The sequence below is a fragment of the Actinomadura rubrisoli genome (assembly GCF_004349215.1).
Taxonomy (GTDB): Bacteria; Actinomycetota; Actinomycetes; order Streptosporangiales; family Streptosporangiaceae; genus Spirillospora; species Spirillospora rubrisoli.
In genome coordinates this window covers 1-12,172 of record NZ_SMKU01000289.1, presented here as the reverse complement: position 1 = coordinate 12,172, position 12,172 = coordinate 1, and the positions used below count along the sequence as shown (strand labels likewise).

General features: G+C 74.2%; 12 protein-coding genes. 8 read left to right on the top strand and 4 right to left on the bottom strand.

What is annotated here, in order from left to right; translation table 11 throughout:
- Positions 1-479, bottom strand: a 479-nt coding sequence (locus E1298_RS35840) for a hypothetical protein (RefSeq protein ID WP_207945040.1), incomplete at its 3' end; no start/stop codon positions are given.
- 343 nt (positions 480-822) lie between these two features.
- On the opposite strand from E1298_RS35840, the gene E1298_RS35835 reads away from it, so the two are divergent.
- From E1298_RS35835 to E1298_RS35805, 7 genes are all read left to right on the top strand, one after another.
- Complete coding sequence (locus E1298_RS35835; RefSeq protein WP_131901330.1) at positions 823-2,073, top strand: replication-associated recombination protein A; 1,251 nt, start codon at positions 823-825, stop codon at positions 2,071-2,073.
- A 169-nt stretch (positions 2,074-2,242) separates the two neighbouring features.
- Positions 2,243-2,662, top strand: coding sequence for a DUF948 domain-containing protein (locus tag E1298_RS35830; RefSeq protein ID WP_131901328.1), 420 nt, complete (start codon positions 2,243-2,245; stop codon positions 2,660-2,662).
- Positions 2,659-2,979, top strand: coding sequence for a hypothetical protein (locus E1298_RS35825; RefSeq protein ID WP_131901326.1), 321 nt, complete (start codon positions 2,659-2,661; stop codon positions 2,977-2,979). Before E1298_RS35830 ends, E1298_RS35825 begins: the two co-directional genes overlap by 4 nt.
- 2 nt (positions 2,980-2,981) lie before the next feature.
- Positions 2,982-5,651, top strand: a complete 2,670-nt coding sequence (gene alaS, locus E1298_RS35820) for an alanine--tRNA ligase (protein WP_131901324.1) — start codon at positions 2,982-2,984, stop codon at positions 5,649-5,651.
- A 54-nt stretch (positions 5,652-5,705) separates the two neighbouring features.
- Positions 5,706-6,164 (top strand): Holliday junction resolvase RuvX, encoded by a 459-nt coding sequence (ruvX, locus tag E1298_RS35815; protein ID WP_131901322.1) that lies wholly within the window; start codon positions 5,706-5,708, stop codon positions 6,162-6,164.
- A complete protein-coding gene (mltG, locus tag E1298_RS35810; protein ID WP_131901320.1) occupies positions 6,161-7,321 on the top strand; it encodes an endolytic transglycosylase MltG in 1,161 nt (386 codons plus the stop codon). Before ruvX ends, mltG begins: the two co-directional genes overlap by 4 nt.
- A 70-nt stretch (positions 7,322-7,391) precedes the next feature.
- Positions 7,392-8,222: a shikimate dehydrogenase gene (locus E1298_RS35805; protein WP_131901318.1), complete on the top strand. Its 831-nt coding sequence runs from the start codon at positions 7,392-7,394 to the stop codon at positions 8,220-8,222.
- A 41-nt stretch (positions 8,223-8,263) separates the two neighbouring features.
- On the opposite strand, the gene E1298_RS35800 is transcribed toward E1298_RS35805, so the two are convergent.
- Positions 8,264-9,625, bottom strand: a complete 1,362-nt coding sequence (locus tag E1298_RS35800; RefSeq protein ID WP_131901316.1) for a prenyltransferase/squalene oxidase repeat-containing protein — start codon at positions 9,623-9,625, stop codon at positions 8,264-8,266.
- 229 nt (positions 9,626-9,854) lie between these two features.
- Here E1298_RS35800 and E1298_RS35795 point away from each other — a divergent pair, with 229 nt between their 5' ends.
- Complete coding sequence (locus tag E1298_RS35795; RefSeq protein ID WP_131901314.1) at positions 9,855-10,547, top strand: HIT family protein; 693 nt, start codon at positions 9,855-9,857, stop codon at positions 10,545-10,547.
- Here E1298_RS35795 and E1298_RS35790 read toward each other — a convergent pair.
- Together E1298_RS35790 and E1298_RS35785 are read right to left on the bottom strand one after the other, a co-directional pair.
- Entirely contained in the window at positions 10,523-11,488 is a 966-nt protein-coding gene (locus E1298_RS35790; protein ID WP_131901312.1) for a carbohydrate kinase family protein, read from the bottom strand. The two genes, E1298_RS35795 and E1298_RS35790, sit on opposite strands and share 25 nt — an antisense overlap.
- Positions 11,489-11,505: 17 nt before the next feature.
- Positions 11,506-12,021: an NUDIX domain-containing protein gene (locus tag E1298_RS35785; protein ID WP_131901309.1), complete on the bottom strand. Its 516-nt coding sequence runs from the start codon at positions 12,019-12,021 to the stop codon at positions 11,506-11,508.
- Between the last annotated feature and the right edge of the window lie 151 nt (positions 12,022-12,172).

Genomic DNA, 12,172 nt, shown 5'->3' with positions numbered 1-12,172 from the left:
CCGCCGGGCGGCACGGTGGGCGCCCAGCCGGTGCGGGCGGGGAGGCGCAGGAAGGCGCGCCCGAGGCCGCCCGCCAGCAGGCCGAGGACGAACAGGGCGAAGAGCACGGCCAGGCACAGGCAGGCGTGCGCGGGCCCGTGCGGGACGGGCATCGTCCGCGTGCCCATCGACACGTCCGGGAGCCTGTGGAGGAGCGGGGCCATGGCGGCGGCCGGACCGGGCAGGCCGGCCGAGGCGACCGGGGCGGTCGGAGCGGCCGAGGCGGCGGAACCGAGCACGCTCCCGCGCTTGTGGCCCGTCGCGGCGGCCACGTCCGCCGGGGTGCTCGCAGGAGCGCTCACGGCGTGCTCGGTGCACCAGCGCGCCGGAGGGGCGTGGCCCAGGCCGTAGCTGAAGACGAGCCCGGCCACGACGAACAGCGCCACGAGCAGACCCGCCAGCCCGTGCCGCCGACGCAGGGTCGTACCGGACACCATCATTCTGCGGACACCTTCTCCTGAGTTCATCTTCCGCGCGAGTCCAACGCCGGAACCGCCCCCGAGGTTCCCGCCGGGCCCTTGAACCTTCGGTCGGAGCCGGAAACCCCTCCCGGCCCCCGCCGCGGACCGGAATGTCCGCGCGGCGAGATAGTGTCGGAGCGTGACCAGCGGGGCGGAATCGGGCCGGCCGGAGGGCCTCTTCGACGATCCGGCGGGAGACGAGGGCCTGGGCCCGTCCACCGCCGGGCGTCCCGTCCCGTCCGCCACCGGGCCCGGCACGGGGTCCGGCGGGCATGCGGCGGCGCCGGGCGGTCGCGGGCCGGAGCAACCCCTCGCCGTGCGGATGCGCCCGCGCGGGCTCGACGAGGTCGTCGGACAGGGCCACCTCCTCGGCCCCGGCACCCCGATCCGGCAGCTCGTCGACCGGGACGTGCCGATGTCGATGGTGCTGTGGGGCCCGCCCGGCACCGGCAAGACCACCCTCGCCACCGTCGTCAGCCACGTCACCTCCCGCCGGTTCGTGGAGATCTCCGCCGTCAGCGACGGCGTCAAGCGCGTCCGCGCCGAGATCGACCTGGCCCGCCGCGAGCTGGGCATGGCCGGACGCCAGACCGTCCTGTTCGTCGACGAGGTGCACCGCTTCAACAAGGCCCAGCAGGACGCGCTGCTGCCCGCCGTCGAGAACCGCTGGGTCTCCTTCATCGGCGCCACCACCGAGAACCCGTTCTTCTCCGTCATCAGCCCGCTGCTGTCGCGGTCGCTGCTGCTCACCCTCGAACCCCTCGGCGACGACGACCTGCGCGAGGTGATCCGCCGGGCGCTGGCCGACGAGCGCGGGCTCGGCGGCACGGCCGGGCTCGACCCCGCCGCCGAGGACCACCTCGTCCGGCTCGCCGGCGGCGACGCCCGCCGCGCCCTGACCTACCTGGAGGCCGCCGCGCTGGTCGTCGACGACGGCGGCGTGATCGACGTGGACGTGCTGGAGAAGGCCGTCGACCGGGCGGCCGTCCGCTACGACCGCGAGGGCGACCAGCACTACGACGTCATCAGCGCGTTCATCAAGAGCATCCGCGGCAGCGACGTCGACGCCGCGCTGCACTACCTCGCCCGCATGATCGAGGCCGGGGAGGACCCGCGCTTCATCGCGCGGCGGCTGATCGTGCACGCCAGCGAGGACGTCGGGATGGCCGACCCGACCGCGCTGCAGACCGCGGTCGCCGCGGCGCAGGCGGTGGAGTTCGTGGGCCTGCCCGAGGCCCGCATCAACCTCGCCCAGGCCGTGATCCATCTCTCCCTGGCGCCCAAGTCCAACGCCGTCATCCTGGCCGTGGACGGGGCGCTCGGCGACGTCCGCAAGGGCCTCGTCGGCTCCGTCCCGCCGCACCTGCGCGACGGGCACGGCAAGGGCTCGGCCAAGCTCGGGCACGGGAAGGGGTACAAGTACGCCCACGACCATCCCGGCGGCGTCGTCCGGCAGCAGTACGCGCCCGACCCGGTGAAGGGCCGCGAGTACTACCGCCCGACGCGGCACGGCGCCGAGTCCCGCTTCACCGAGGTCCTCGCGCGGATCCGCTCGGTGCTTCGCGGCTCGTGACGGCGCCATCGGGCGCCCGCTCCCGGTAGCCTGCCCGGGGAACACCCCGGCGCCGCGCGGCGGACACCCGCACGGCCGCGACCGGCGCCCGCGGGACGGACCGGGGGCCCGGTAAGGTCTTTCAGGCCGATGCCCGGCCCGAGCCGAAGAACTGCGAACGGAAGCCCTGATGCTTACTGGTGGACAGCTGGCAGGTCTCATCGTGGCCGTGTTCTGGGCGGTGCTCGTCACCTTCATCGCGCTCACGCTGCTGAGGCTCGCGCGTCTGCTCGGCGAGGCCAGCAGGGTCGTCCAGGACCTCGGCGACCAGGCCGGGCCCCTGCTGGACGACATGACCCGCACGGTGAAGCGCGCCAACGAGCAGCTCGGCCGCACCGACGTCATCACCAAGCAGGTCGCCGGCGTCACGCAGAACGTCTCGGCCGTCACCACCGTCATGACCTCGGTGGTGGGCGGCCCGCTGGTGAAGGCCGCGGCCTTCTCCTACGGCGTGCGCAAGGCGCTCGGGGGCCGCGACGGAGACGCGCGCACGCCCGCCTCCGACCGCCCGCAGCTCCAGGCCCGCTCGTCCGGGAGGGGGCGCAGATGAAACGGCTGTTCTGGCTCTCGGTCGGCGCGGGCGCCGGCGTCTACGCCACGCACCGCGTCAAGCGCAGGGTGGAGCGGATCGCCCGCGCCTGGTCCCCCGAGAGCGTCGCGGCCCGCGCCGTGACCAGCGGGCACGACGCCGGGCGGCGGTTGAGGCACTTCGCCTCCGACGTGCGCACCGAGATGCGGGCGCGCGAGGAGGAACTGCGCGAGGCCGTCCGCATGGACCAGGCCCCGCCCGGGCTCGACGGATCCCGGCCCCGCCGGGTCCTGCGCGCCCGTTACACGATCATCGACGACGACAAGGATGGCCACTGATCATGGAGTCGGCAGAGGTGGCGCGCCGCTTCCTCAGGTTCTTCGAAGAGCGCGGGCACACCGTGGTGCCCTCGGCCGGCCTGATCGCCGAGGACCCCACCCTCCTGCTGGTGAACGCCGGCATGGTCCCGTTCAAGCCGTACTTCCTCGGCCAGCGCACGCCGCCGTCGCAGCGGATGACCAGCGCCCAGAAGTGCGTCCGGACGCCCGACATCGAAGAGGTCGGCAAGACCACCCGGCACGCCACGTTCTTCCAGATGCTGGGCAACTTCTCCATCGGGGACTACTTCAAGGAGCAGGCGATCCCGTTCGCCTGGGACCTGCTGACCGGCCCGCGCGACCAGGGCGGCTTCGGCTTCCCCGAGGACAAGCTCTGGGTCACCGTCTTCACCGACGACGACGAGGCCCAGGACATCTGGCACCGCAAGGTGGGCGTGCCGCTGGAGCGCATCCAGCGCCGCGGCATGGAGGACAACTTCTGGTCGATGGGCGTCCCCGGCCCCTGCGGCCCCTGCTCGGAGATCTACTACGACCGGGGCCCCGAGTACGGGCGCGAGGGCGGCCCCGTCGCCGACGAGGACCGCTACCTGGAGGTCTGGAACCTCGTCTTCATGCAGTTCGAGCGCGGGCCCGGGGAGAGCAAGACCGACTTCCCGATCCTCGGCGACCTGCCCGCCAAGAACATCGACACCGGCATGGGCCTGGAGCGCATGGCGGCGATCCTGCAGGGCGTCGACAACATCTACGAGACCGACACCCTCTGGAAGGTCATCGACCGCGCCGCGGGCCTCACCGGCGCCGTCTACGGCCGCGACCACCGCGCCGACGTGTCGCTGCGCGTCATCGCCGACCACGTCCGCAGCGGGACGATGATGGTCGCCGACGGCATCCGTCCCGGCAACGAGGGCCGCGGCTACGTGCTGCGCCGCATCCTGCGCCGCTCCATCCGCAACCTGCGGCTGCTCGGCGGGCAGGACGCCGGCCTCATGCACGAGCTGACCGCCGTCTCCACCGGCGCGATGGGCGAGCAGTACCCCGAGCTGCTGCGCACCGCCGCCAACATCCACACCGTCATCGACGCCGAGGAGGAGTCCTTCCTCCAGACGCTCCGCACCGGCACCGCGATCTTCGACACCGCCGCCGAGGAGACCAGGCGCGCCGGCGGCCGGGCGCTGGCCGGCGACCAGGCGTTCAAGCTCCACGACACCTACGGCTTCCCGATCGACCTCACCCTGGAGATGGCGTCCGAGCAGGGCCTCCAGGTGGACGAGGAGGGCTTCCGCCGGCTCATGAAGGAGCAGCGGGACCGCGCGAAGAAGGACGCCCGCGACAAGAAGACCGGCAACCTGGACGTCTCCGTCCTCGACGAACTGCTCACCGGCGCGGGCGGCAGGGTCGACTTCATCGGCTACAACAACCTGCTCGGCGACGCCCGCCTGATCGGCCTCCTGGTCAACGGGGCCAACGCGCAGGCGGCCGGCGAGGGCACCGAGGTCGAGGTCGTCCTCGACCGCACCCCGTTCTACGCCGAGGGCGGCGGCCAGCTCGCCGACCACGGCCTGATCCGGCTCGGCAACGGCGCCGTCATCGAGGTGAGCGACGTGCAGTCGCCGCTCGCCGGGCTGATCGTGCACCGCGGCCGCGTCCGCAGCGGCGAGGCGCGGGCCGGCGACTCCGCCCACGCCGAGATCGACGTCGAGCGGCGCCGCGCGATCTCCCGCTCGCACACCGCGACCCACATGGTGCACGCCGGGTTCCGCCGCGCGCTCGGCGAGTCCGCCGCGCAGGCCGGCTCGGAGAACTCGCCCGGCCGGTTCCGGTTCGACTTCACCGCCTCCGGCGCCGTCCCCGTCAGCGTGCTGCGCGACGTCGAGGACGAGGTCAACGAGGTGCTGGTCAACGACCTGGACGTCCGCGCGTTCCACACCTCGATCGACGAGGCCCGCGCCATGGGCGCGCTCGCCCTGTTCGGCGAGAAGTACGGCGACGAGGTCCGCGTCGTCGAGGTCGGCGACTACTCCCGCGAGCTGTGCGGCGGCACCCACGTCGCCCGCTCCGGCCAGCTCGGCCTGGTCAAGGTGCTCGGCGAGTCGTCCATCGGCGCCGGCGTCCGCCGCGTCGAGGCCCTCGTGGGCATCGACGCGTTCCGGTTCCTGGCCCGCGAGAGCGTCCTCGTCGCCCAGCTCTCCGAGCAGATGAAGACGCGCAAGGAGGAGCTGCCCGAGCGCGTCTCCGGCATCGTCTCCCGGCTCCGCGACGCCGAGCGGGAGCTGGACCGGCTCCGCTCGCAGCAGGTCCTGGCGATCGCCGGGTCGCTGGCCGAGGGTGCGAAGGACATCGGCGGCACCGCGTTCGTCGGCCACCGCGCCCCGGACGGCACCGGCGCCGACGACCTGCGCAAGCTCGCCGTCGACATCCGCGGCCGGCTCGCCGCCCGCCCGGCCGTCGTCATGGTCGCGGGCGTCCCCAAGGACCGTCCGGTCGTCGTGGTCGCCGTCACCGACGGCGCCCGCGACCGGGGCCTCAAGGCCGGCGCGCTCGTCGGGCTCGCCGCCAAGGCCCTGGGCGGCGGGGGCGGCGGCAAGGACGACCTCGCCCAGGGCGGCGGCGCCGACCCCGCCGCTGTCCCGGGCGCGCTGGCCGCCGTCGAACGAGCCGTAGGGGCCGCGTGAGCCCCGCCGAGCGATGAGCCCGGTGACCCCGGGCCGCCGAGCGGAGGCGAGGCAATGAGACAGGGCGTGCGGCTCGGGGTCGATGTGGGGAGCGTGCGGGTGGGTGTCGCCCGGTGCGATCCGGGCGGGATCCTCGCTTCGCCCTTGGAGACCGTGAAGAGCGGCAGGGGCGATGTCGACCGGCTGGTGGCGCTCGTCGCCGAGCATGAGGCGATCGAGGTGGTCGTGGGGCTGCCGACGTCGCTGTCGGGGCGGGAGGGCCCGGCGGCGGAGGCGGCGCGGAGGTTCGCGCGGCGGCTGGCGGAACGGCTTCCCCCCGAGACGGTCAGGCTCTATGACGAGAGGCTGACCACCGTCACGGCGGAGGCCGGCCTGCGGGCCGGAGGAGTGCGCGGTCAGGCGCGCCGCAAGGTCGTCGATCAAGCCGCGGCGGCGGTTCTGCTTCAAGCGGCTCTTGAGGGGGAAAGGTTGACGGGGAGCCCCCCAGGCGAGATCGTCCGGGGAAGCTCATGAACGATTTGGACCTTTTCTCAGATCCGTACGGCGATGGCAGGCCGACGGAGGAGCCGCCGGGCAGGCATGCCCAGCGGCGCGTCCGCAAGCGGCAGAGGCGGCGCCAAAGGAGCGGCCGCGCCGCCGCGCTGTTCGCGATGGCGTTCATCGTGGCGGTGTTCGGCACCGCCGGCGTGTTCGGTATCGCGGTGCTGGACAACAGGCTCCATCCGCCGGACTACGGCGGGCCTGGATCGGGCAGCGTCACGGTCCAGATCAAGGACGGTGCCAGCGGCTCGGTGATCGGGGCGACGCTGGTGGAGCACCGCGTGGTGAAGAGCACGCGGGCCTTCGTGAACGCGTACACGAAGGAGCAGCGCGCCGCCGGCATCCAGCCGGGCTTCTACCAGATGCGGCTGAAGATGTCGTCGTCGGCGGCGATGGCGCTGCTGCTGGACCCGAAGTCGCGGGCGGGCACCCAGATCACCATCCCGGAGGGCCGGCGGGCGGTGGAGATCCTGGAGCTGCTGGCGAAGAAGACCGGGATCCCGCTCAGGGACTTCCAGGCGGCCGCCAAGAGCACGCAGGACCTCGGCTTGCCGTCCTATGCCAAGGGCAGGATCGAGGGGTACCTGTACCCCGGCCGCTACGACCTGGACCCCAACGGCTCGGCGAAGCAGATCCTCCAGCAGATGGTCGAGCGGTTCACCAAGGAGGCCGAGTCCGTCGACCTGGTCGGCAAGGCGCGCGAGGCGAACATGACCCCGGTGACGGTGCTGACGCTGGCGAGCCTCGTCCAGGCGGAGGGCGGCAAGCCCAGCGACCTGCCCAAGATCTCCCGGGTGATCTACAACCGGATCGCGAAGGGGATGGCGCTCCAGTTCGACACGACGGTGCTGTACGCGCTCAACAAGCGCACCCTCACGGTGACGAACCAGGACCTCAAGGTCGACTCGCCGTACAACACCTACACGCACAAGGGGCTGCCACCGGGGCCGATCTGCAACCCGGGCCCCGAGGCGATCGAGGCCGCGGTGTCGCCGAAGGAGGGGACGTGGCTGTACTTCACCGCCACCGACCCGACCAACAAGATCACCGAGTTCGGCACGACCGAGGCGGAGCGGCGGGACATGGAGAAGCGGTTCCGCGCCTGGCAGCGGGCGCACCCGGGCAACTGACGCGGACACGTGGACCGGCGCGGCGGGGTCTCCGCCGCGCCGGTCCGTTCTCAGGACGAGGAGAGACCAGGTGGGCGACACGGGCCGGCGGGCGGCGGTGCTGGGCTCGCCGATCGCGCATTCGCTGTCGCCGGTGCTGCACCGGGCGGCGTACGCGGCGATGGGCCTGGACGCGTGGTCCTACGACGCGATCGAGTGCGGCGAGGACGGGCTGGGGGCGCTGCTGGACGGGCTCGGCCCCGAGTGGGCCGGGCTGTCGCTGACGATGCCGCTCAAGCGGGTCGCGCTGAAGCTGGCGGACTCGGTGTCGGAGCTGGCGGTGAAGGCCGGCGGGGCCAACACGATCGTCCTGCGGGACGGGCGGCGGCACGGCGACAACACCGACGTGCACGGCATCGCCACCGCGCTGGCGGAGGCCGGTCTCACGGCGCCCGCGTCCGCGCTGGTGCTGGGGGGCGGCGCCACGGCGGCCTCGGCGCTGGCCGCGCTCGCCGGGCTAGGGCTGGACGAGGCGGTGCTCGCGGTGCGCGCCCCCGGGCGCGCCGCCGGCGCCGCCGAGGTGGGGGAGCGGTTCGGGCTCGCGGTCCGGACCGTCGCGCTCGACCGGGTGGCCGAGCACCTGCCCGCGGAGCTGGTGGTCTCCACCCTGCCGGGACGGGCGGCGGACGCGTTCGCCGAGCCGGTCGCGGCGTCGGGGGCGGCGCTGTTCGACGTCGTGTACGCGCCGTGGCCCACGGCGCTCGCGGCGGCGGTCCAGGGCGCGGGCGGCACCGTCGTGGGCGGCTTCGAGATGCTGCTGCACCAGGCCGTGCGGCAGGTGGCGCTGATGACCGGGCGCGAGGACGTGCCGGTCGGGGCCATGCGCGCCGCCGGTGAGGCGGAGCTGGCCCGCCGCGGCTGACCCGCGGCCCGATCGTCCCAGGCCGGTGGTCAGGTCGTTGGTCAGGGAGGGGCGGGCGGCGGGTCGCGCGGGCCGCGGCGCCGCTTCACCGACTCGTCCACGCTGGTGAGGATGATCGGCAGGATCACGCTCAGCCAGAAGTCCCGCCAGCCCCACACTCCGAGCGTCACGCCGACGGCGCTGGCGACGCACACCAGGCCCAGCAGGAACGCCGACCAGTGCCGCCGGACGAGCCGCACCGGCTCCAGGCGGCGCCGGTGCGGGAGCAGGTCCGTCAGCGGGCGCTCCCGCGCGTGGGCCCGCTGCACGACCGTGGCGTCCGGCAGCCAGTGCAGGACGTCGGCGTTCCCGGCGAGCGGGACGCGGGTGAGCGCGATCAGCGTCTCCAGCCGCCACCACAGCGTCCACAGCGAGGTGCGGCCGCTGCCCGGGTAGCCGGTCCAGCGCGGGTCGGTGATCTCGCCGCGCACCAGGGTCCGGAACACGCGGGCGACGGTGGGGCCGTGCGGGCCGCGCGGGTCCCGCAGCAGCGCGGTGAGCGCGATCGGCAGCCCGTAGTGCCAGAGCGCGAGCCGCCACACGGGCTTGGAGCCCGCGCCGTGGGGCGAGACGTCGTAGGTCTCGATCCAGGTGTGGCCGTCGTCGGGGTCGAGGTGGCCCAGCAGCCAGTCGTAGGCGTCCAGCAGCCGCTCGGTCTTCAGGTCGGGGCGCGCCTCGGCCAGGGTCACGAGCGCGAACGCGGTGTGCGTGACGGTCGGCGCGGCGGACGGGGTCGGGCCCCACGCCGGGCGGTGCGCGGTCCGGTCGGCGGTCAGCCACTCCACGCCGCGGTCGACGGCGGGGTCGTAGGGGTTGAGCTGGCTCAGCGCGCGCAGCGCCAGGCACGTCAGCCAGACCCGGGACGGGCAGCCGTGCAGCGAGCCCCAGCCGCCGTCGGGGTTCTGGTTGTGCAGCAGCCACCGGTAGGCGCGCCTGAGGTCGGGGGCGTCCTCGCGCAGGTCGCAGCGGGCGCGGGCGAGGAAGCGAGCGATCCAGCCGGTGGCCTCCACGACGGGCATGCCGAGGCTGGTCTTGGTGGCCCAGCCGCCGTCGCGCAGCGCGTCGGCGGAGGCGGTCTGGCGGGCCGCGAGGAACGCCAGGCCCTCGTCGAAGTACTCGAACGGGCGTCCGGCCTCCACGAACGCCAGCAGCCCGAGCGCGGTCGCGGTCGTGCCGGGCTCGGGCCGGGTGAGCTCGTGGTACCAGCCGCCGCCGGTGCCGAGGGCGGGCGCGTAGGTGTCGCGCAGGACGTCGAGGGACTCCTCCAGCCGCGTCGCGAGGACGGCCAGGTCGATCACGGAGCCGGCGGCGGGAGGGGCGGCGCGGGGCGCCGGTGCGGGGCGTTGAGGGGTTTGGTGCATCATGTCGCCTTCTTCCCTCTTTGTTCCCATTCGGCCAGGCTTTGTACCCCGCGGGTTCCATGGCTCTATCCGCGCCCGTACGGATCTCTGGCCACCGGCACCGGGCACGCTGGAAGCCGGGAGCCCCCGTGCGGCCCGCGGTGCTGGAGGACGGTTGGCCGAGCCATCGACACGGAACGAGCCCGGTCACGAGTGCGTCCTGTGCCCGCCCCTGCGATACCGGTTCAACCACATGGCGGACCTGCCGGGCGAGGCTGCCGTGCTCGCGCGCGACGGCGACTTCCTCCTGATGCCGGACGTGGCGCCGCTCGCGGAGGGGCACCTGCTCCTGGTGACGCGGGAGCACCACCAGTGCGCCGGGGAGTTCGGCGAGGGCATGTGGACCCGGGCGCGCTTGTGGAGGGACCGCGTCGCCCGCCTCTACCGGGAGGCATACGGCAGTGACGAGCTACTGCTGTTCGAGCACGGCCCGGGAAGCTCCCAAGGCGGAGGCGCGTGCATCGACCACGCGCACTGGCACTTCCTGCCCGGCACCCTTGGACTGCGTGGCGTCGTGGAGGAGCGCGGCCGTCCGGGCGCACCCGCCGACCACGCCGCCCTGCGGGCCTGCTTTCGGACGGGACGCTCCTACCTCCTCATCGAGGAGGCGGGATCGGCGACCGTCCATCCCGGTGACGGCGTGCGGAGCCAGTTCCTCCGCTGGGCCGTCATGGCCGCCGGACGGAACGGGACCGGACACGGCGAGAACGGACACGGTGAGAACGGACACAGCGGGAGCGGGGCCGGGCGCGGCGGGATCTGGCGCTGGCAGGAGATGTTCGGGCTTCCGGAGAGCCGGTCGCGCTTCCTGCGCACCGTCCAGGCCGTCCGCCGGGCCATGGCGACCGTCCCCGGCGACGGTCAGCGCGCCGACAGCCACCAGTAGAGCTCGCCCGAGGCCAGCCGGTCGCCGAACCCCGTGCGCTCCACGTCCGCGCCGTATCCGGTCGGGTACTCCATCAGCAGGCGCTCCCGCCGGTGCGCCAGCACGTGCTCAAGCGACGTGGCCCCGAACCGCAGCAGCCACAGCGGACGCCCGGGGACCGCGCGGTCGAGCGCGGGCAGCAGGTCCCGCACCTGCCCGGCGCCGACCGGCACCGGGAGGCCGAGCACCCGCGCCAGCGTGGGCGCCTCGGAGATGACGACGTCGGCGACCGCCAGCGCCGGCAGCACGTCGATCGCCGGGAGGCGCGCGTCGATGTCGTGCGGGACCAGGTCGAAGGCGACCAGGGTGCCCGCCTCGCGCGCGACCCGCGCCGCCGCGTGCAGCGCCGCCCGCGACGCCGGGGCCAGCAGCGCGTACCCGTCGGCGAACAGCGCGTCCGCGCGGCGGATCCCGGCGGCGGCCGCGCGGACCTCCGACTCGGTCAGGCGCCGCCCCGGCGCGTCCTCCTCCGCCACGAGCAGCCGGACGCCCGGCCCGGCGCCGTCCGGACGGCCGGACCGGTCTGGGCCGTCCCGCAGCATGATCGTGACCCCGTTCGCGGTGCCCGCCTCGACGAGCAGCCGGTCGCGGACACCGATCCGCCGCAGCTCGCGCCGGATCACCGGCGTGAAGTCGTCGTCCCCGATCTTGGCCAGGACGCTCACCCGGCGGAAGTAGCCCGTCGCGTGCCGGGCCAGGTTGACGGCCGTGCCCGCGACCACGGCCCGCGCCGGGGCGTAGGCGAGGCGGTCGGCGGTGAGGTCGGTGAACCGCACGCCGGGCAGCGAGGCGCGGGCCTCGATCCGCACGTCCCCGACGACGAACAGGGAGAAGCGGCGCTCGTCCGCCCCGTCCAGGCCGGGCCACCGCACCGGCGAGCGGGCGGAGGCGGCGGCGTCCATGGCGTCCGGCCGCCGGCTCAGCCGGGCAGGGACAGGAACGCCCGCATCACCGGACGCAGGCTCGGGATCAGCTCGTAGCCTTCGACGTCGTCCAGCGGCACCCAGGCGCACTCGGCGAGATGGTCGCCCGCCTCCTGGTTGTCGAGGCTGGCGTCCAGCGTCACCGGACGGCAGCGGCGGGCCGTCGCCACCACCCGCACCTGCCCGACCACGGGCACCCGCCCGCTGCCGAAGCCCGGCGCCCGGTCGGGCATGTACCACTGCCACTGGTGGAACGGCGGCCCCGGATCGATCTTGAGGCCGACCTCCTCCCAGACCTCGCGGCGCAGGTGGTCGTCCAGGTCCAGGTCGCCCTCCACCTCCAGGCGCCCGCCGGGGACCTCCCAGCGGCCGGGGTGGAACGGGTCGCTCATGGACTTGCGGACCAGCAGCAGGCTGCCGCGGGCCACGATGAACGCCTTCTGGGCGAACTCCAGCCTGATCGGTGACAAGGCGGTGAGCTGGCCGGACGAGCCGGCCCCGATCGAGGGCATCGCGGGAATACCTCCCTGGTGCCGGCCCCACCGGGCCGTCCTCGCCCTACCGTAACCCGCCGGGACCTCCGCGCCGAGAGGCTCATGGGGGCGGATGCCCCTCGCCTTCGCCGCCCTGGCACCCCTCGTCCCGGCGCCCCCGGCGGTCACC